Here is a 21,031-nt window from a genome sequence, read left to right as displayed (position 1 = left end):
GCGCGACGATCACACGAAGGGCGGCTTGATGTTGCTGCGTTTCTCCAGCCACTCCGGCACCGGCAGGTTCTTGGCGCGCATGAAGTCCGCATTGAACAGCTTCGACAGATAGCGGCTGCCGGAGTCGCACAGCACGGTGACGATCGTCTTGCCGGGCCCAAGCTGCTTCGCAAGTCGCATCGCGCCGACGACATTGATGCCCGTCGAGCCGCCGAGGCACAGGCCTTCGTGCTGGAGCAGCTCGTAGATCGAGGTAACGGCTTCGGCGTCGGAAATGAGATAGGCGTCATCGACCTTGGCGGTCTCGACGATCGCAGTCGCGCGGTTGAGGCCGATGCCCTCGGTGATCGAGCCGCCGGGCGTCGCCTTGGGATCGCCGGTCCTGAAATATTCGTACATGCCGGCGCCGTGCGGATCGGCGCAGGCGATGCGGATGTTCTTGTTCTTCTCTTTCAGATAGCGGCTGACGCCGGCCAGCGTGCCGCCGCTGCCGACCGAGCAGACGAAGCCGTCGACCTTGCCGCCGGTCTGCTCCCATATCTCAGGCCCCGTGGACTCGTAGTGGGCCTTGGCGTTGTCGAGGTTGTTCCACTGATCGGCGAACAGCACGCCATTCGGCTCGGTCTTGCGCAGCTCGTCGGCGAGCCGCCGGCCGACATGCTGGTAGTTGTTGGGATTGGCGTAAGGAAGGGCCGGCACCTCGATCAGCTCGGCACCGCACAGCTTCAAGAAATCCTTCTTCTCCTGGCTCTGCGTCTCCGGGATCACGATCAAGGTGCGGTAGCCGCGCGCACTCGCCACGACCGCGAGCCCGATGCCGGTATTGCCGGCGGTCGCTTCCACCACGAGACCGCCGGGCTTGAGCTCGCCACGCTTCTCCGCCTCCAGGATCATCCATTTGCCGGCGCGGTCCTTGACCGACTGGCCCGGATTCATGAACTCGGCCTTGCCGAGAATGGTGCATCCGGTCAGTTCCGAGGCGCGCTTCAGCTTGATCAGCGGGGTATTGCCGATGGCTTCGACAACGTCGTTGCGAATGGTCATGTCGGGGGAAATCACTACCAAGGGGTTGATCAGGTTTGGCCAGAACCTAGTGCTTGGGAGGCCAAAGGGGAAGGCTTTTGCGCTGCGGCGAACCCAACCGAAACGCCCGTCCAAACAGTGATATGCTTGAGAGGCGAGGCCGGCGATGATGCGCTCGGCCGCGAGGCGGGATATCGGTAGGAGGAAATGGTCGCACTCCGTCAGGGCACGACACGATAACGCTCGCGATGCGCGGTCTTGCAACCAATTTTTGCCACGGGCGAGACCGGTCGCGACAGGGCGCGCGATGCTTCGGCATCGGGACTGGGCGGCTCCCTCTCCCGCTTGCGGGGGAGGGCTGGGGTGGAGGTGCCTCGCGCGGTGGGACTGTCGAGAAACGCGGAGGCCGTCCCTGGGTGGCAAGAGCCCTCACCCGGCGCGCTCGGGACGATGCTTCGCATCGCCCGGGGCGCGTCGGCCTCTCCCGCAAGCGGGAGAGGCGAAGCGAGCCCGCGGACAATCCTCGTGAAATTCATATGCAATAGCCCTGCAGCAACGGTGTGGCCGCACGATCACATGAAATCTTGGTAAGCTTGCTTACGTTCCCCAATGTTTCGTAATGAAGGAAGTCTCTGCGAGACAGACACTTTTCGCATTCTTGTCGGTTCGCTCGCGGCTCGTTGGCACGGACATCTCGCAACTGCGGCACTGTCCCGCCGTTCCGCGCCCGGCTAGTATGGATCTCAGGTTCCGCAGAAAGCATCACCGCTGTGAACGCGTTGTCCAAAGCCTCCCGACCATCCCGCCGCGAATCGGTTAATCCGGCAGCGTTGCGGCGGCTTGATCTGCCCGGCGGGGGGTGGATGTGACAGAGCAAGTTCCAGCGATCGCCTGGCGGCGGTCTCTCGGTTCTGCATTCGGAACGCTGCGCGCGGCGCGATGGATTGCGGTGCTTTGCCTTGCCGCCGGTTCGGGGGCTTGCGTGCTGACCCAGGATCTTCCCGATCCCGCGCTCGACGTACCCATCCAATACAAATATGCCGGCAAAGGCGATGCGCCGCCGTCGCTGGATTGGTGGCGTGGCTTCCGCTCTGCGGAGCTGACCCAGCTGATGGAGGAGGCGCAGACCGTCAACCTCGACATCGCCGCCGCGGTCGCGCGCATCGTCCAGGCCGATGCCCAGGCGCGGCAGGCCGGCGCGGCGCTGCTGCCGAGCGTATCGACAGGCGGATCGGAAACCTACTCACGCACCTCGGGCTCGAGTGCTTCGGGCCTGTCCATCGGCGGACGCGAGGTCGTCAATTATTCGGCTTCGCTGAGCGCGAGCTATCAGCTCGATTTCTGGGGCCAGAACCGCGACGCGCTGCAATCGGCGGAAGAGACGGCGAACGCCAACCGCTTCGATCGCGACACCGTGGCGCTGACCACGCTCGCCGCCGTCGCCAACGCTTATTTCCAGGTGCTGGCCTCGCAGGACCGCATCAGGACCTCACAGCGCAATATCGCGAGCGCGCAGCGCATCCTTGATGCGGTCAGGGAGCGCCGCAGGGCCGGCACCGGCACCGATCTCGACGTCGCCCAGCAGGAGAGCGTGCTTGCCAACCAGAAGGCTCTGGTGCCGCCGCTGCGCCAGACGCTCGACCAGAACGTCAACGCGCTCGCCGTGCTGGTGTCGCGGCCGCCGGAGAGCGTGCGCGTGCTCGGCGGCTCCCTGGACCGGATCGCGATCCCACGCGTGACGCCCGGCCTGCCGTCGGAGCTGCTGACGCAGCGGCCGGACATCCGCCGCCAGGAAGCCCAGCTGGCCTCGGCGACCGCGAATATCGGCAATGCCCGCGCGCAGTTCTTTCCGACCATCCAGCTCACCGGCAATGGCGGCTATCAGAGCTCGGCGCTTGTCTCGCTGTTCCAGCCGCATGCGGCGTTCTTCCAGCTCGTCGGCAGCGCGACGCAGCCGATCTTCGACGGCGGCAAGATCCTCGGCAATTTCGAATTCGCCAAGGCGCGGCAGGACGAGCTGCTGCAGACCTACCGCAAGACCATCGTTCAGGCCTTTGCCGACGTCGACAATGCGCTGTTCTCGATCAAGCAGACCACGATCAAGCTGCAATTGCAGCGCGACGTCGTCGTCGCCTCGCGCCGCGCCTTCGATCTCTCCGAGCAGCAATTGCGCGCCGGCACTGCCGACATCGTGACCGTGCTCAACACCCAACTGACCCTGTTCCAGGCGGAAGACGCGCTGTCGCAGGCCCAACTCGCACGGCTTCTCGCCATCGTCAGCCTGTACCAGGCGCTCGGTGGCGGCTGGGAGCCGAGGATGGAGAAACCGGTCAATGCTCTTTAAGCCGGAGGCGAAGCAAGACGCGAAGGAGGGGACGGCGAAAAGATCGCGCGGCCGCGGCTGGATCATGACCCTGATCACGCTCGCGATCCTCGGCGGCCTTGGTTATCTCGGCTGGACCGCCATGCACCAGCAGCAGGCGAACAACCGCAACCAGCGGCCCGACCTGCCGGTGCCGGTGCTGGCGGCGAGCCCGCGCATCCAGGACGTGCCGGTCTATCTCGACGGCGTCGGCGCGATCCGCGCGCTCAACACCGTGACCGTGCGCTCGCAGGTCGACGGCAAGCTGATCGCGGTCAATTTCACGGAAGGCCAGGACGTCAAGAAGGGCGACGTGCTCGGCGAGATCGATCCGGCGATCTATCAGGCACAGTACGACCAGGCGGTGGCCAAGAAGGCGCAGGATCAGGCCCAGCTCGCCAACCAGCGCATCGATCTTGCGCGCTACGAGCAGCTCGCCGCCTCCAACGCCGGCTCCAAGCAGCAGGCCGACACCCAGCGCGCGCTGGTGGCGCAGACCGAGGCGCTGGTGAAGGCTGACCAGGCTGCGATCGACAATGCCGCAGCAACGCTGAGCTACACCAAGATCGTGGCGCCGATCTCGGGACGCGTTGGCCTGCGTCAGGTCGACCAGGGCAACATCATCCACGCCTCCGACACCACGGGCCTCGTGGTGATCACGCAGTTGCAGCCGATCGCGGTGCGGTTCAGCCTGCCGCAGCAGCAGATCATGCGCGTCAATGCGGCCGCCGCCAAGGGCACGCTGGCCGTCGATGTGTTCGGCAATGACGGCATCACGGTGATCGATACCGGCAAGCTCACCGGCATCGACAACCAGGTCGACCAGACCACCGGCACGCTCAAGCTCAAGGCCGAATTCCCCAACGCCAATTACCAGCTCTGGCCAGGCCAGTTCGTCAATGTCCGCCTCAAGGTCGAGACCTTGAGGCAGGCGCTGGTGGTGCCGACCTCTGCGGTGCAGCGCGGCCCGATCGGGACCTTCAGTTACGTCATCGGCGAGGACAATGTCGTCTCGGCCAAGCCCGTGACCGTGACCCAGCAGAACGAGCATGACGCGGTGATCGCCAGCGGCCTCTCGGCCAGCGACAAGGTCGTCACCACGGGCTTTGCCAATCTGTCCGACGGCTCCAAGGTGATCGTGGGCCGCGGCGACCAGACCCCGTCGGCCGATCTTGCCCCGCGCAAGCGCTCGCGCGCGCCTGACGCCCAACAGAAGGATGGTGCCAAAGAAGGCCAGAAGGACGGACAAGGCAAGGACGGCGAGTTCCGTGCCAAGCGCAAGAGCAGCGAAGGCGACCAGAAGGGACAGACCGGGCCGGCACCGGGGCCGGGGGCATCGGGATCTGGAGCCAAGCAGCCATGATCCCGACAACAGCCGCTTGAAGCGGCAGGCATAAACCATGGGTGTCTCCGAACCCTTCATCCGCCGGCCGATCGCGACCTCGCTGCTCGGCATTGCGCTCTTGATCGGCGGGCTGCTGGGCTATTTCGCGCTGCCGGTCTCGGCGCTGCCGCAGGTCGATTTCCCGACCGTGCAGGTGACGACGCAGCTTCCGGGCGCGAGTCCGGACGTGATCGCCTCGCTGATCACCGCGCCGCTGGAGCGGCAGCTCGGCCAGATCCCCTCGCTGTCGGCGATGAACTCGACGAGCTCGTTCGGCGTCAGCCAGATCTCGCTCCAGTTCGACCTCAACCGCGATATCGACGGGGCGACGCAGGACGTGCAGGCCGCGATCAACGCGGCGGCCGGCGTCCTGCCCAAGACGCTGCCTTATCCGCCGACCTACGCCAAGGTGAATCCGGCGGATGCGCCGGTGATGACGCTGGCGCTGCGTTCGGACACGATCTCGCTGCGGGCGATGAGCGACATCGCCGATACCATTCTGGCGCAACGCCTGAGCCAGATTTCAGGGGTGGGGCGCGTCTCCGTGCTCGGCGGACTGAAGCCGGCCGTGCGCATCCAGGCGGATCTCGCGCGCCTTGCCGCCTATGGCATCGCCATGGAGGATCTGCGCACAGCGATCGCCAATGCCAACGTATCAGGGCCGAAGGGCTCGCTCGACGGCGCGCAGCAATCCTACATCATTGCCGCCAACGACCAGATCGCCGCCGCCGACGCCTACAGGCCTGTCATCATCGCCTATCGCAACGGCTCGCCTGTCACCATCAGCGACGTCGCCCAGATCGTCGACGGCCTCGAGAACGACCGCACGGGCGGCTGGTACCAGGGCACGCCGGCCGTCATCATCGACATCCAGCGCCAGCCCGGCGCCAACGTCATCGACGTCGTCAGCCAGATCCGCACAGAGATCCCGAAACTGCAGCGCGCGATTCCGGCCGGCGTGAACCTCACCATCGTCTCTGACCGCACCGTCACCATCCGCGCCTCGGTGCGCGACGTGCAGTTCACGCTGGTCCTTGCCGTCGTGCTGGTGACGCTGGTGGTGCTGCTGTTCCTGCGCTCGCTGCGTGCCACGCTGATCGCGGGCGTGGCGCTGCCGCTGTCGCTGATCACGAGCTTCGGCATCATGTATTTTGCCGGCTTCAGCCTCGACAATCTGTCGCTGATGGCGCTGACGATCGGCACCGGCTTCGTCGTCGACGATGCCATCGTCATGATCGAGAACATCGTCCGGCACATGGAGAACGGCGACGGCGCGATGGAAGCCTCGCTGAAAGGCGCCAGCGAGATCGGCTTCACCGTGATCTCGCTGACGGTGTCGCTGATTGCGGTCTTCATTCCGCTCTTGTTCATGTCGGGCCTCGTCGGGCGCATGTTCCGCGAATTCGCGCTGACCTTGACGATCGCGGTCGTGACCTCGGCGGTGGTCTCGCTGACGCTGACGCCGATGATGTGCTCCCGCCTGCTCAAGCATGCCCATCAGGAGCTGGCAGTGCCGGGATTGGCCGCGATCAGCCGCTTCATCGACCGCACGGTCGATGCCTATCACAGATCGCTCTTGTGGGTCCTAGAGCGTCAGCGCGCCACCCTGGTCGTGACCTTCGCCACGCTGATCGCGACCCTCGTGCTCTATGTCGTCGCGCCCAAGGGCTTCCTGCCGCTGCAGGACACCGCTTCGATCACGGCCGTGACGGAGGCGGGGCCCGACGTGTCGTTTGCGGAGATGCAAAAGCGGCAAGCCGAGGCGGCCGACGCCATCAGGGCCGACCCTGATGTGGTCGGCGTGGTCTCGGTGATCGGTGCGGGCTCCGTCAACCCGACCACCAATGTCGGCCGCCTCGTCATGAGCTTGCGGCCGCGCGGCGAGCGGCGTGACGACGTCGCAGGCGTCGTCACCCGGTTGAAGGAGCGGGTGTCAGGCATCCCCGGCATGACCGTCTATTTCCAGCCGGTGCAGGACGTGCAGATCTCGACCCAGTCGAGCCGCTCGCAATACCAGTACACGCTGACCGGCACCGATGCGACGCTGGTCTCGGAATGGGCGCGCAAGCTGGTTGCGGAGATGCGGCGCGATCCCTTGTTCCGGGACGTCTCCTCCGAGGCGCAGGAGGGCGGCCTGCGGGCGCAGCTCGATGTCGACCGCACCCGTGCCGGCCAGCTCGGCGTCAGCCTGCAAGGAATCACCGACACGCTGAACGACGCCTTCGCCCAGCGTCAGATCTCGACCATCTACGGCCAGGCCAACCAGTACCGCGTGGTGCTGGAGGCGCTGCCGATGTACCAGCGCGATCCCTCGATCCTGTCAAAGCTCTATCTGCCGGGCGCGGCCAGCACCACCGTCGGCGCGCCGAGTGCCCAGGTGCCGCTCTCGGCCGTGGCGACGCTGAAGCGCACCACGGCGCCGCTTGCGATCTCGCACCAAGCGCAATTCCCGTCCGTCTCGCTCAGCTTCAACCTCGCGCCGGGCGCGGCGCTCGGCGATGCCGTCCAGGCCGTCAAGGCGATCGAGACCCGCATCGAAATGCCCAACAGCATCGTCGGTGTCTATGCCGGCGATGCCGCCGAATTCGCCAAGGCGCTGGCCGGTCAGCCCTGGCTGCTGCTCGCCGCCGTCATCACGATCTATATCGTGCTGGGCGTGCTCTATGAGAGCTACATCCACCCGATCACCATCCTGTCGACGCTACCCTCGGCCGGCGTCGGCGCGATTCTGGCGCTGATCTTGTGCGGTCAGGACCTCTCGGTGATCGGCCTGATCGGCATCATCCTCTTGATGGGCATCGTCAAGAAGAACGCGATCATGATGATCGACTTTGCGCTCGAGGCCGAGCGCGGGCAGGGCATGTCGCCGAACGAGGCGATCGTGCAGGCGTGTCTCCTGCGCTTCCGTCCGATCATGATGACGACGCTGGCGGCACTGTTCGGCGCCCTGCCGCTCGCGATCGAGAGCGGCACCGGCGCCGAGCTGCGCTTCCCGCTCGGCATTTCGATCATCGGCGGCCTGCTGCTCAGCCAGCTCCTGACGCTCTACACCACGCCCGTGATCTATCTCGCGCTCGACCGCATCAACCGCCGGCTCGAGCAGGCACTGCCGCCGGCCGAATCCGGCGGCCCGCCGGTCGCGGGCGCGACCGAGGGGATGCAGTGATGGCATCGATCTCGGAGCCCTTCATCCGCCGCCCGGTCGCGACCACGCTGCTGTCGATCGGGTTGTTCCTGCTGGGTGTCGTCGCCTACGAGTTCCTGCCCGTCGCCTCGGTCCCGAACGTCGATTTCCCCGCCATCTTCGTCTCGGCCAGCCGGCCCGGCGCCGACCCGTCCGTGATGGCGGCCACGGTGGCCTCGCCCCTGGAGCGGCGGTTGGGCGAGATATCGGGCATCAACCAGATCACCTCGACCTCGACCCTCGGCACGACCAGCATCCAGCTCCAGTTCGACATCGGCCGCAACATCGACAAGGCCGCACGCGACGTGCAGGCGGCGATCAACGCTGCGATGGTCGACCTGCCGAGCGATCTGCCGACGCTGCCGCGCTTCCGTAAAGCGAACACGGCCGGCGCGCCCGTCTTCGTGCTGGCGCTGACCTCGAAGACGCTGTCGGCAAGCGCGATCTACGACGTCGCCGACACCGTGCTGGCGCAGCGCATCTCGCAGGTGCCGGGTGTCGGTGACGTCACGGTGTCCGGCGCCGACCAGCCGGCCGTGCGGGTGCAGCTCAACCCCGTCGCGCTGTCGAACGCCGGTATCGCCACCGATGACGTCAGGACCGCGATCATCAACGCCAACCCGCTCGGTCCCGTCGGCATCTTCGAAGGCGAGCGTCAGAGCGAGACGCTGGCGCTCAATCGACAGATGCGTACCGCGAAAGAGTTCCGCGACATCGTCATCAAGAGCTCCAACGGCAATTTCGTGCGGCTCTCCGACGTCGCCGATATCGAGGATTCCGTCCGCAACGCCCGCTCGATCGCCTGGTTCAACAAGCAGCCGGCGGTGCTGATCCAGATCACCAAGCAGGGCGATGCCAACGTCATCGACACCGTCGACAGGGTGAAGGCGCTGATCCCCGCGCTGAAGCAGTGGATCCCGGCCAGCGTCGAGATATCCACCCTCGTCGATCGCACCGGCACGATCCGCGCCAGCGTGCTGGACATGCAATGGACATTGCTGGCGACGGCCGTTCTGGTGATGGTCGTGGTGTTCGTGTTCCTGCGCCGCCTGACCCCGACGATCGCGGCCGGCATCTCGGTGCCGCTGGCGCTGGCCGGCACCTGCGCCGGCATGTGGGTCGCGGGCTTCTCGATCGACAATCTGTCGCTGATGGCGCTCGCGATCTCCGTCGGCTTCGTGGTCGACGACGCCATCGTCATGATCGAGAACATGTATCGCAACCTCGAGCATGGCATGCGGCCGTTCCGGGCGGCGCAGGAGGGCGCGAAGCAGATCGGCTTCACGGTGGTCTCGATCAGCCTGTCGCTGATCGCCGCGTTCACGCCGCTGATCTTCATGGACGGCATCGTCGGCCGCCTGCTGCGCGAATTCTCGCTGACGCTGACCTTCGCGATCCTGGTCTCGACGCTGGTGTCGCTGACGGTCACGCCGATGATCTGCGCCCATTACATCCGGCAGACCACCTCCGGCACCGCGACCTTGTTCGATCGGCTGATCGAAGGCTCGCTGTCGCGCATCGTCGCCTTTTATGCCCGCACCTTGCGCACCGTGCTGGAATTCCCTCTGCTGACGCTGCTGGTGTTCTTCGCGACCATCGCGCTCACGGTGACGCTCTACATCAAGGTCCCCAAAGGTTATTTCCCGACCGACGATTCCGGCTTCGTGATCGGGGCGACTCGCGCCTCGGCCGACATCTCGTTCCAGTCGATGCTCGGACTGCAGCAGCGGCTGGCCGACATCGTGATGAAAGATCCGGCCGTGGCCGGCATCGGCTCGACCATCGGAAGCGGCGGGGGGCCGGGCGGGGCGACCTCGAACCGCGGCACCATGTTCATCAGCCTGAAGCCGCCGGAGGAGCGCGACCACGTCTCGACGCAGGTCGTGATCGACCGCCTCAGGCGGGCGCTGTATCCCGTGCCCGGCATCCGCCTCTTCATGTTCGCCGCACAGGACGTACGCGCCGGCGGGCGGCAGAGCGATTCCGATTACCAGTACACGCTCTCCAGCACCGATCTCGGCCTGTTGCAGAAATGGGCTCCGATCGTGGCCAAACGCATGGAGAGTGTCGACGGCATCACCGACATCTCCAGCGATCGCGACCCCGGCGGGCTTCAGCTCACGCTCTCCATCGACCGCCAGAAAGCCTCGGCGCTCGGTGTCAGGGTCCAGGACATCGACAATGCGCTCAACAATGCATTCGCGCAGCGGCAGATCTCGATCATCTATACCCAGCGCAACCAGTACATGATCGTGCTGGAGATCGATCCGAAATTCCAGGTCGATCCCTCCAACCTCGATCGCATCTATGTCGCCGGCGCGGGCGACGCCCAGGTGCCGCTCTCCGCGGTGGTGCATGCGACGCGCGGCCTCGCCGCACTGGCCGTCTATCACTCGCAGTCGTTCCCCTCGACCACGGTGTCGTTCAACCTGCTGCCGGACGTGCCGTTGCAGACCGCGACGCAGAACATCCAGCGCGCGGTCGAGGAGCTGCACATGCCCGAAGGCATTCGCGGCAGCTTCGACGGCAATGCCGGCGATTTCGCCAGGACCAGCGGCCGCCAGCCGCTGCTGATCCTCGGCGCGCTGGTGGCGATGTATATCGTGCTGGGGGTGCTCTACGAGAGCCTCGCCCATCCGCTCACGATCATCTCGACGCTGCCCTCGGCCGGGTTAGGTGCGCTGCTCGCCTTGCAGCTGACCAACACACCGCTGACGGTGATCGCCTTCGTCGGCATCATCCTCTTGATCGGCATCGTCAAGAAGAACGGCATCATGATGGTCGACTTCGCGCTCGACGCCGAGCGCCGGCGCGGCCTGTCCTCGGCGGAGGCGATCTTCGAGGCCTGCCAGGCGCGCTTCCGCCCTATCCTGATGACGACCATGGCGGCGCTGTTCGCCGGCATTCCGCTTGTGGTCGCGACCGGCCCCGGCACGGAGCTGCGCCGCCCGCTCGGCATCACCATCATCGGCGGCCTGTTCGTCTCGCAGATCCTGACGCTCTACACCACGCCCGTGATCTACCTCCTGATCGACCGCCTGCGGCGCCGCTCCGAGCCGCGTCCGCTGGCTGCGCCGGCGGAATAGGTTGTTGCAGCGCCGCGCGAAGCGTATAGCGGCGACCATGTCGAACCCATCCGAGACGACGGCCGCCGCGCCCGAGGCGATTCCCGAATGCCCGCACTGCCAGAAGCCGATGCCGCTGTGCATCTGCGACAGTGTCACGCCGATTGAGAACCGGCTCTCGCTGCTGATCCTGCAGCATCCGCAGGAGCAGGACAGGGCGCTCGGCACCGCGCGGTTGCTTGCCAGGCATTTCGCCGATGCCACGGTGCGGGTCGGCCTGTCCTGGCCGAGCCTGTCCAAGGCACTGGGGCGGCCGGTCGAGAATGCCTCGCACTGGGCCGTGCTCTATCTCGGCTCGGCCCGCGCGGCCGATCTCGAGGCCGAGGGCGAGATCGTGGCGCTGACCCGCAAGGGCGAGGTCGCCGAGAACCAGCGTGCGATTCTCGGCAAGCTCGAAGGCATCGTGCTGCTCGACGGCACCTGGAGCCAGGCCAAGGCCTTGTGGTGGCGCAATCCCTGGATGCTGAAATGCCAGCGCGTGATCCTCAACCCGCAGAAGCCCTCGCGCTACGGACGCCTGCGCAAGGAGCCGCGCCGCGACGGGCTCTCGACCATCGAAGCGGCGGCGACGATTCTCGCCGGCCTCGAGCGGCGTCCCGACATCGCCGAGACATTGCATGCCAGTTTCGAACGGATGCTGGCGCGCTACCGCGAGGTCCAGGCCGAGATGCCGGAACTCGCACCCAAACCCGCGCCCAAGGACCGCCGGCGCGATTTCCGGCGTCGCAAGCGCGCCTGACTTCGGCCGGACATTTCGCTGTGCTGCCGGCGGGCCGTGGGGTTGCCTAAGCCATTGATCCCCTATATTGGTCCGCCCTTACGGGGCCACGTGGCGGAGTGGTTACGCAACGGTCTGCAAAACCGTGTACACCAGTTCAATTCTGGTCGTGGCCTCCATCGCAACCTTCTGATTTCCCAACGGAAACCGTCATCACCGCGAGTTCCGCCGAACGCGCGGATGAGGCTTGCCGCGCCTTGGCCACCGGGTTTGCCCGGGGGTGCGATTCAGGCCCTGTGGCATAGACTTCGCATCTGCGAAGGGACGCATTCAAAACCCTGGAGCTGGAGAGCACGTGGGCGAAATCGTCCGATTTGTTCCAAAATCCGAGCTGGAGCGGGCCCGCCTCATTGCCGAGGCGCGTGCGATCTATGACAGCATCTTTCCGCCGGCTGAACCCGAGCGGGCACCGCCGCATGGCGAGGAACGCGTCAAGAATTGATCTCGGTGGCGCCAGGCCCGTGGCTCGGTGATGCCGAACCGCACGCAAGGCGGGCGCATCCGTTCACGGGGAAGCCGGTCTCAGCAGGCCGCGTACCAGCCGTCGGGAAAGGGCAGGAGGGGCCAGGCGCCCTCGTTGTCATTGGCTGCTTTGGGCGTCGCGTCGAAACTCCACGAGCGGGGCACGAATTCCTCCTCCGGCGCGAGCGCGAAATCATCAATGATCATGGCGTCCCGAACGGCATCCAGCAGCAAGTTGAATTCGGCTTCGCTCATCACACCCTCGCAGAACGCGGATGGCGCAATGTCGCAAAGCCGGCTTGTTACCCGATTGAGCCGATCGTTCGCATTTTAACGATCCGGCGATCGGGTCCCGTTTGGTTAGCGATTCCTGAAAAAATCCCCGGCGAACCCTACGTGCCGCCACCGCGCAGCCGGTGTGAAAGAGATCACATTCCCAGCGGTTTATTTCTCCTACCTCTTCGCACCATACCGGCCAATGCAGGCCGGGGCGGGCAGGGCGGGAGACTGGTCATGAAGGCGAGGTTCTTGCGGTTTGCGGGCGTGAAAAGCCGGGCGCGTGGCGCCTCGACGGTCGGGCTGTTCCTGACGCTGTTTGCCTCCGCCGCTCACGCACAGGGAACAGCGGAGCAGCGGCGGGCCTGCACCCCCGACGTCTACCGGCTCTGCGCCGGCGAGATCCCCAACGTCCGCGCCATCACCGCCTGCCTGCGCCGTAACCGATCAAGCTTGAGCGAGGCTTGTCGCACCGTGTTCGACCAGGCCGGCGGCTGACATGCCGGCTCTGTGAATTTGTGCGCAGCAAGTGGCTCGTACGGTCTGGCGAATCCGCCATAGTCGGCCTGTGGATATGCTGCGGACAGGCTGTGGAGTGCTGTGGATACCGGCCGCAGCTGCGTTCGCCCGGCGCCGTATCTCCGTCGGCAGGCGTCATATCTCTGTCAAATAGCCTCACCAAATCATTCCGGGATCGTACCGATTGCTGCGCCATTCGGAATGATCTGGTTCCCCCGAATTCGGAATCCCGCACCTGCATCGGCTTGCACCCCCGATCAGTTTTTGTGCAGCCGCTTGCCCAAATCGCGGGCTGCCTCCGTCCAATTTTTTGTACGCCCGCGGACAAGCTTTTCCGTCCGCTCTGCACCTAGGCTGACCTTCGAGTTCAGCAACATGGCCGAGTCCAGCCACCTGGCCATGCCAATTCGGAGGAGCAGCACATGGACAGACGGGTTTTGCCCCAGGCGCGGCGGGGAATGGCGCGCGCATCGATGCCGTGGCGCAAGGCCGCGCTCGGAGCGGCCGTCGCTTTCGGCCTCGTCGCCGCCGCACCACTGAGCGCACAGGCCGCGGCGCCCGCCGCCTGCGCCACGCTCCAGGAGAAATACCCGGACTGGAAGGGCAAGACGCTCGTCAACGCCATCAACCCGCACACGCCGGGCTATGAGACGATCGATCCCAAGGACCCCAGCAAGTACATCGGCTTCGATATCGATCTCGGTGAAGCCATCGGCGAATGCCTCGGCTTCAAGCTGACCTACAAGCCCGTGGTGTTCGCGGCACTCCTCACCACGCTTGCCGCGGGACAGGCCGACATCGTGATCTCCGACATCTACGCCACCAAGGAGCGCGCCAAGGCTGCCGACTTCATCACCTACTCGAAGGTGTTCGACGGCGTGCTGGTCGCCAAGGGCAATCCGAAGGGCATCAACGGCATCAACATGTCGATGTGCGGCGCGGCTGCCGCCGAGAACACCGGCTATGTCGAGGTGCCCCTGATTCAGGCCTTGATGCCGGAGTGCAAGAAGGCCGGCAAGCCGGAGCCGACCATCCAGCTCTACGACAACAACGCCAACTGCATCCAGGCGATCCTCGCCGGCCGCGCCGACACCTATGTCAACGACGTCAACACCGTCGACAGCGCCGTGAAGGCCTATCCGGACAAGCTCGAGAAGGCGATTGCGGTGACGATCCCGTATTCGGTCGGCATCGCCGTTCCCAAGGACAAGCCGAAATTCCGCGACGCCGTGCTGGCCGCCCTGATCGAGGTGCAGAAGGCCGGCACGCACATGGAGCTTCTGAAGAAGCATGGGCTCGATGTGAACAACTTCAAGGAACCCGACATTCTGACCGCTGACTGATGTCGCTGTTCCTCCATTACCTGAGCATGCCGTATCTGCTCGAGGGCATCGAGCTCACCCTCGAGGTGACCGCCCTCGGGCTCGGCGGCGGATTGATCCTCGGGCTGATCCTCGCCGGCATGCAGCTCTCCCGCTTCTGGCCGCTGGCGGCGGTCGCCAGGGCCTACACCGTGATCTTCCGCGGCACGCCGCTGATCCTGCAAATGGTGTTCGCCTACGACGCGCTGCCGCATATCGGCATCAAGCTGCCGGCGGTGCTGGCTGCCGGCCTCGCGCTCGCTTGCAACGAGGCGCCGTTCATCGCGGAGATGCTGCGCGCCGGCGTGCTCGGCGTCGACCGCGGGCAGCTGACTGCGGGACAGGCGCTCGGCATGACGCCATCGGTGCTGATGCGCAGGGTCATTGCGCCACAGGCCATCCGCACCATGATCCCGGCCTTCGGCAACGAGGCGGTGAGCGCGCTGAAGAATTCCTCGCTGGCCTCCGTCGTCGCGGTGCAGGAGCTGACCTTGCGCTCGACCCAGCTGGCGTCCTCGACCTTCGACTTCTTCTCGATCTTCTTCGCTTCGGGTCTGCTCTATCTGGTGCTGACCGCGACCATCAGCGTCATCCAGCTTTTCATCGAATGGTTGCTCGATCTCGACCGCGCCAAAGGACGTGAGCGCAAGCTCGCCGATTATCTGCCGTGGCGCCGGGTCGATCTCGTCACCAAGCTCGAACTCGCCGATGCGGCCGTCGCCGATCCCGGGCCCGCACCAGCAGAGTTGACCGACACGCCGCCGCTGACCTTGACCCGCGAGGAGCGCGCCCGCCGTGCCGCGACCATCGCGCGTAACAACATCGCGGTCGAGGTCAAGGATCTCACCAAGAGCTACGCCCCGCAGAAGGTGCTCGACGGCCTCGACCTCACGGTGCGGGTCGGCGAGGTTGTCGCACTGCTCGGGCCGAGCGGCTCAGGCAAGAGCACGCTGCTCCGCTGCATCAACCATCTCGAAAACTGGGACGCCGGCACCGTGCGCGTCGGCGGCCGGCGCCTTGGCTTTGGCGAGGACGGCAAGGCACTGTCGCCGCGGGCCATCGCCAACGAGCGCGCCAGTGTCGGGGTCGGCATGGTGTTCCAGCAGTTCAATTTGTTCGCTCATCTGTCGGCGAAGGAGAACATCGCGGGTCCATTGCGCTGGGTCCACGGCATGACCCGGATCGATGCCGATCGCCGCGCCGCCGAGCTGCTCGACCGCGTCGGTCTCTCGCATCGCGCCGATGCGCTGCCGCGGCATCTCTCCGGCGGCCAGCAGCAGCGCGTTGCCATCGCCCGCGCGCTCGCGCCCAATCCAAGTGTGTTGCTGCTGGACGAGCCGACCTCGGCGCTCGATCCCGAATTGGTCAACGAGGTGCTGGAGGTGATCCGCCGCCTCGCCATCGACGACGGCCTCACCATGATCATCTCGACACACCAGATCCGCTTCGCCGACGAGGTCGCCGACCGCGTCGCTTTCTTGAGCGGCGGTGCGATCATCGAGGAGGGGCCCGCGCACGAGGTGCTCTCCAATCCCCGCAACCCGCTGACGGCGCGATTCCTCAGCGTGATGGAAGCCGACAGGACTCCGGAGACGGTGCGATGAGCGGCGCCTCCACAAGGTTCAAGACTCCCGAAGAGGCCACCTCATGAAGCATGTCACGCTGCCGGTTTCGCCGAAAACCGTCCACTGGGGCTATTTCTCCAAGACAGTCACGCCGGCCCTGACGCTGCGCTCCGGGGATCGCGCCACCATCGAGACGCTGACCCATCATGCCAACGACGACTATGAGCGCATGATCCAGGGCGATCCCGGCGCCGAGAGCGTGTTCCAGTGGACGCGCGAGCACAAGGCGGTCGCACGCCGCGGCTCAGGCCCGACGGAAGGCCCGTTCATCCGCGGCGCAGGCGAGGGGATCGGCGTGCATTTGCTCACCGGCCCCGTCACGATCGAGGGTGCCGAGCCCGGCGACATTCTGGAGGTGCGTATCCTCGATATCAGGCCGCGGCCGAGCTGCAGCGCCTGCCATGCCGGCCGCTGCTTCGGCTCCAACGTCGCCGCCAACTGGGGCTTTCACTATCACGACCTGATCGAGGAGCCGAAGCCACGCGAGGTCATCACCATCTTCGAGCTCGACACGTCGGGCGAGCCCTTTGCAAAGGCCGTCTACAATTACGTCTGGACGCCGCAGACCGACCCTGACGGCATCGTGCATCCAACCATCGACTATCCCGGTGTCCGCGTCGATCACGCCACCATCAGGAAACGCGAGAACATCCTCTCCAGCGTGAAGGTGCCCGCACGATTGCACTTCGGCACCATGGGCCTTGCGCCGTCGGAAGCCGATTTCGTCAGCTCGATCCCCCCGAGCTACACCGGCGGCAATATTGACGACTGGCGCATCGGCAAGGGCGCGCGGATGTTCTATCCGGTTGCTGTGCCCGGCGCTTATTTCTCGGTCGGAGATCCTCATGCCGCGCAGGGCGACAGCGAGCTCGGCGGCACCGCGATCGAGACCTCGCTGACCGGCGATTTCGAGTTCATCCTGCACAAGAAGGCCGACCTTGCCGGCACCAGCCTCGAAGGCCTCGACCATCCCATGCTCGAGACCGAGCACGCCTGGTCGTTCTACGGCTTCACCTATCCGAACTATCTCGCAGCCCTTGGCACCGACGCGCAAACCGAGATTGCCAATCACAGTAGTCTCGACCGTGCGATGCGCGATGCGTTCAGAAAACTCCGCCGGTTCCTGATGACCGTGCATCGCCTCAGCGAGGACGAGGCGATCTCGCTGATGTCGGTCGGCGCCGATTTCGGCGTGACCCAGGTGGTCGACGCCAATTGGGGTGTCCATGGCACGATCCGAAAGAACATGTTCCGGTGCGACTGAATCTCTCAACTTCGTCATTCCGGGGCGACGCAGCGCATCGAACCCGGAATCCATTTCACCACCGTCTTCTGTGCGCAATGGATTCCGGGTTCGCGCTTGCGCGCGCCCCGGAATGACGAAGGGGGATCGCCATACTCTAACACTTTGAAGAACAGTCCAATTCCCGGATGAACACTTGACCAACGAACCCCATCTCCGGCCCGTCGCTGCGACGGATGACCGCGTTCGTCTGGCACAGAGGTTGCTTCGATCGACCGCAATCTGGGTCGATCCGATGAGCTTCCGGCCGTTCACGAGCGAGTCCTACGCGCAAGACGATCGCCCCGAAGCCTGGCGGGACGTGCTGGCGGCGGTCGGCCTGCAACCGGCAGGCGGTCATTTCTTCTTTGACGGGCACGCAACCGCCTCGCATCGCCATGCCGCAGGTGTTGCGCTGACGCGCATGGCCGCGGGCGCGCAGAGCGTCGGTCCGCTCGCACGAGCGAACCAAGACCTTCCGATCGCGCTGATGCCGGTCGAGGACGGCATGGTGCTCAGAAGCGCCGGCGGTCACCGCATCGTTCCCGTCGGCCATCTCGTGCTGCTGCCGCGCAGCGGCGACTGGAGCATCGTGTTCCAGCGCGACATGCGCGCCATCGTGCTGTCGGTCACGTCGGAGGCGCTGCACGGACGCCTCTCGGGCAAGCCGCGGCTCGGCGAGCCCTGTGTCGTTCCGCCGGGCGGCTTTGCCGACGTGTTCGCGCGCCTGCTGGACGCGACCGCGCGCACGCTGGATAGTTTGAGCGATGCCGAATGGAATGCACTTGCGCAGTCGCTGGTCGATCTTCTCCTGACGCTCGCGCATCAGCTGGCGGCCTCGAGCTCCGATGCCGGATCGAGCGCGACGCAGGCTGCGCTGCTGCACCGGATCTGCCAGACCATCGAGCGTCGCCTCGACGATCCCGATCTGGTGCCGGCGCGCGTCGCGCAAGCCGAGGGCATTTCCGAACGTTATTTGCAGAAGCTGTTCGAAACGGTCGGCGACAATTTCACCCACTACGTTCGCGAGCGTCGTCTCCAGCGCGCCTGGGCCGACCTTTCCAACCCGACCGAGGCGCATCGCTCGATCTCGGAGATCGCCTACGCCTATGGCTTTGGCGACTCCGCGCATTTCAGCCGCGCCTTCCGCCATCGCTTCGGCCTGCCGCCGCGCGAGTTTCGCCAGCAGGAGGCGGAGCGAGCGACTGCACAGCACGGCGTCGCCGGCCAGCGCGGCTGGCCACAGGAGGCGCTGGCGCAATTACGCGCGCCTCAGAGCATGGAGGCCCGCAGCAGTGTCGCCTGTGCCGTCGCCGGGGAGCGGACGACCACCGAACGCCGTCATCACCATCTCCCGGTCGAGGCCAGCCGCGTTCATTGGGGCTATTTCAGCCGCTCGCTGCCGCCGCAGATCGAGATCGCGTCAGGTGACACCATCACCATCGAGACACTGACGCAGCACGCCTCTGACGCCCCCGACATGATGATCGCCGGCGATGCCGCCGCCGAAAGCGTGTTCGGCTGGACGCGGAACAAGAAGAACGTCGACCGCCGCGGCGCAGGACCGATGGATGCCAGCGTGTTCGGCCGCGGGGCCGGCGAGGGGTTTGGCGTGCACATCTGCACCGGGCCCGTCGCTGTGAAGGACGCCCAGCCCGGCGACGTGCTGGAGGTGCGCATCCTCGACATCGTGCCGCGCGCGAGCCGGAGCCCGAACCATGCGGGCCGTGTGTTCGGCTCCTCCGTCGCAGCGTGGTGGGGCTATCACTACAACGAGTTTCTCGGCGGTCCCAAGCCGCGCGAAGCCGTCACCATCTATGAGATCTTCGACGCGGCCGAGGTGCCGCACGCCCGCGCCCTCTATTCCTACCGCTGGGAGCCGCAGACCGATCCCTTCGGCGTCGTGCACACCACCTACGACTATCCCGGCGTTCCCGTCGCACCCGCCACGATCAAGCGCCGGCACGCCGTGCTCGACGGCATCAAGATTCCGCTGCGTCCGCATTTCGGCGTGATCGCGCTGGCGCCGCGCGAGGTCGATTTCGTCGATTCCGTGCCGCCGTCCTATTTCGGCGGCAATCTCGACAATTGGCGGCTGGGGAAGGGGGCGACCGTCTATCTTCCGGTCTCGGTGCCCGGCGCGCTGCTGTCGGTCGGCGATCCCCACGCCGCGCAAGGCGACGGCGAGCTCAGCGGCACCGCGATCGAATGCTCGATGACCGGCACCTTCGAGGTGATCCTGCACAAGAAGGCCGATTTCGCCGGCCGTCCCTTCGCCGATCTGTCTTATCCCTTGATCGAGACCGAGAGCGACTGGGTGCTGACCGGCTTCAGCCACCCGAACTATCTCGCGGAATTCGGCGCGCAGGGGCAGAGCGAAGTCTACGCCAAGTCCTCGCTCGACCTCGCCATGAAAGACGCCTTCCGCAAGATGCGGCGCTTCCTGATGAACGTCAAAGGCCTCAGCGAGGACGAGGCGATCGCGCTGATGTCGGCGGCGGTCGATTTCGGCGTCACGCAAGTCGTCGACGGCAATTGGGGTGTGCACGCCATCATCAGCAAGCGCCTGTTTCAGGACGCACCTTAACAAGGACACCCAAGTGAAATTCCACATGATCAGCGGCGGACCGAAGCCGGTCGCGCCCTTCAGCCACGCGGTGGAGACCGATGGCTTCGTCTTCGTTACCGGCCAGATGCCCGATACGCCGCAAGCGCCAAGCGTCTTGCCCGAGGGCATCGTCGCGCAGACCCGCGCGGTGATGGAGAATTTGAAAGTGGTCCTTGCCGGCCTCGATCTCGGCCTCGAGCACGTCGTGATGACGCGCGTCTACCTGACGCGCTTCAAGGAAGACTATGCGGCCATGAACGAGACCTATCGCGGCTTCTTCGCGCCGGATCGCCTGCCGGCCCGCACCTGCGTCGGCGTCACCGGCCTTGCCTATGACGCGCTGATCGAGATCGACCTGGTGTGCCGGAGGCCGTGATAGTCCGCCTCGTCTCGTAGGGTGGGTTAGCCTTGCAGCCGCGCGCCTTCTGACTTCGGAGGGCGATGAGATGAAGCAAAGCTCGGGCGAGACAAGCCGCGAGGACGCGAAGGTGTGTCTGCGCTCTGAAATGAGAGTTGACGAAGAGAGGTGTCGCGTCAGACTCCGTCATTGCGAGCGCAGCGAAGCAATCCAGAATCCCTCCGCGGAAAGATTCTGGATTGCTTCGTCGCAAGAGCTCCTCGCAATGACGAGGAGAGATGTGTGCATCAAACTCTGTCTCGTGCCCCGGACGCAGCGCAGCGCTTCCCCGGCGATGCGAAGCATCGTCCGGTTCAGCGGTGCGCTGCAGAGCCGGGGCCCATGCCACAGCGTTCAGCACGGCTCTCTGGGTCCCGGCTCTACGCCGCAACGCCATAAGCGCGTTCACGCGCGTCTTCGACGCGCTATGGGCGTTGCAGCTTGTCCGGGACATGAGCGCGGCGGGGCCCGGTCACGGGCTGCCAAACGCTCCCGCCATTTCGTCTCAAATTGCAACCGGCGCGTGCAGGAAGTCTTGATCGGCGGTGAGCTAGAGGTGATCGGCGGGTTTTGAACGCTGGGCAGGACCGCCGCGACTAACTTGCAGAGTGCAATGGGATCAGTGGAACGTGATCGAGCTTCCTC

Annotated in this window: 14 protein-coding genes and 1 tRNA gene; 13 read left to right on the top strand and 2 right to left on the bottom strand. The window is 65.5% G+C overall.

What is annotated here, in order from left to right:
- Window positions 1–9 precede the first annotated feature (9 nt).
- Entirely contained in the window at window positions 10–1,044 is a 1,035-nt protein-coding gene (locus tag JQ566_RS16035; RefSeq protein ID WP_212373373.1) for a cysteine synthase A, read from the bottom strand.
- Between the two features lie 865 nt (window positions 1,045–1,909).
- On the opposite strand from JQ566_RS16035, the gene JQ566_RS16030 reads away from it, so the two are divergent.
- The 7 genes from JQ566_RS16030 (at window position 1,910) to JQ566_RS16000 (ending at window position 12,298) form a co-directional block, all read left to right on the top strand.
- Complete coding sequence (locus tag JQ566_RS16030) at window positions 1,910–3,367, top strand: efflux transporter outer membrane subunit (protein WP_434057824.1); 1,458 nt, start codon at window positions 1,910–1,912, stop codon at window positions 3,365–3,367.
- Window positions 3,357–4,748 (top strand): efflux RND transporter periplasmic adaptor subunit, encoded by a 1,392-nt coding sequence (locus JQ566_RS16025; protein ID WP_212373371.1) that lies wholly within the window; start codon window positions 3,357–3,359, stop codon window positions 4,746–4,748. Before JQ566_RS16030 ends, JQ566_RS16025 begins: the two co-directional genes overlap by 11 nt.
- A gap of 37 nt (window positions 4,749–4,785) precedes the next feature.
- On the top strand, window positions 4,786–7,935 hold the full coding sequence (locus JQ566_RS16020) for an efflux RND transporter permease subunit (RefSeq protein ID WP_212373369.1): 3,150 nt from the start codon (window positions 4,786–4,788) through the stop codon (window positions 7,933–7,935).
- Window positions 7,935–11,039, top strand: a complete 3,105-nt coding sequence (locus tag JQ566_RS16015; RefSeq protein WP_212373368.1) for an efflux RND transporter permease subunit — start codon at window positions 7,935–7,937, stop codon at window positions 11,037–11,039. Before JQ566_RS16020 ends, JQ566_RS16015 begins: the two co-directional genes overlap by 1 nt.
- 37 nt (window positions 11,040–11,076) lie before the next feature.
- Complete coding sequence (locus JQ566_RS16010) at window positions 11,077–11,817, top strand: tRNA-uridine aminocarboxypropyltransferase (RefSeq protein WP_212373367.1); 741 nt, start codon at window positions 11,077–11,079, stop codon at window positions 11,815–11,817.
- A gap of 84 nt (window positions 11,818–11,901) precedes the next feature.
- A tRNA-Cys gene (locus JQ566_RS16005) sits at window positions 11,902–11,975 on the top strand.
- Window positions 11,976–12,151: 176 nt separating this feature from the next.
- On the top strand, window positions 12,152–12,298 hold the full coding sequence (locus JQ566_RS16000; protein ID WP_212373366.1) for a hypothetical protein: 147 nt from the start codon (window positions 12,152–12,154) through the stop codon (window positions 12,296–12,298).
- Between the two features lie 80 nt (window positions 12,299–12,378).
- On the opposite strand, the gene JQ566_RS15995 is transcribed toward JQ566_RS16000, so the two are convergent.
- Entirely contained in the window at window positions 12,379–12,573 is a 195-nt protein-coding gene (locus tag JQ566_RS15995) for a hypothetical protein (protein ID WP_212373365.1), read from the bottom strand.
- 258 nt (window positions 12,574–12,831) lie between these two features.
- On the opposite strand from JQ566_RS15995, the gene JQ566_RS15990 reads away from it, so the two are divergent.
- From JQ566_RS15990 to JQ566_RS15965, 6 genes are all read left to right on the top strand, one after another.
- A complete protein-coding gene (locus JQ566_RS15990) occupies window positions 12,832–13,092 on the top strand; it encodes a hypothetical protein (protein WP_212373364.1) in 261 nt (86 codons plus the stop codon).
- A 479-nt stretch (window positions 13,093–13,571) separates the two neighbouring features.
- Window positions 13,572–14,456, top strand: a complete 885-nt coding sequence (locus tag JQ566_RS15985) for an ABC transporter substrate-binding protein (protein WP_212373581.1) — start codon at window positions 13,572–13,574, stop codon at window positions 14,454–14,456.
- Window positions 14,456–16,078: an amino acid ABC transporter permease/ATP-binding protein gene (locus tag JQ566_RS15980; protein WP_212373363.1), complete on the top strand. Its 1,623-nt coding sequence runs from the start codon at window positions 14,456–14,458 to the stop codon at window positions 16,076–16,078. The genes JQ566_RS15985 and JQ566_RS15980 overlap by 1 nt, the downstream gene beginning before the upstream one ends.
- 43 nt (window positions 16,079–16,121) lie before the next feature.
- On the top strand, window positions 16,122–17,363 hold the full coding sequence (locus JQ566_RS15975; protein WP_212373361.1) for an acetamidase/formamidase family protein: 1,242 nt from the start codon (window positions 16,122–16,124) through the stop codon (window positions 17,361–17,363).
- Window positions 17,364–17,637: 274 nt separating this feature from the next.
- Window positions 17,638–19,968 carry an acetamidase/formamidase family protein gene (locus JQ566_RS15970; protein ID WP_212373579.1) on the top strand — a complete coding sequence of 777 codons (2,331 nt, stop codon included), beginning with the start codon at window positions 17,638–17,640 and terminating at the stop codon, window positions 19,966–19,968.
- Window positions 19,969–19,981: 13 nt separating this feature from the next.
- Complete coding sequence (locus JQ566_RS15965) at window positions 19,982–20,365, top strand: RidA family protein (RefSeq protein WP_212373359.1); 384 nt, start codon at window positions 19,982–19,984, stop codon at window positions 20,363–20,365.
- The last annotated feature ends 666 nt before the right edge of the window (window positions 20,366–21,031 follow it).

Source organism: Bradyrhizobium sp. SZCCT0231 (assembly GCF_018130245.1).
GTDB lineage: Bacteria > Pseudomonadota > Alphaproteobacteria > Rhizobiales > Xanthobacteraceae > Bradyrhizobium > Bradyrhizobium japonicum_F.
This window is presented reverse-complemented; position numbering and strand designations above follow the sequence as displayed.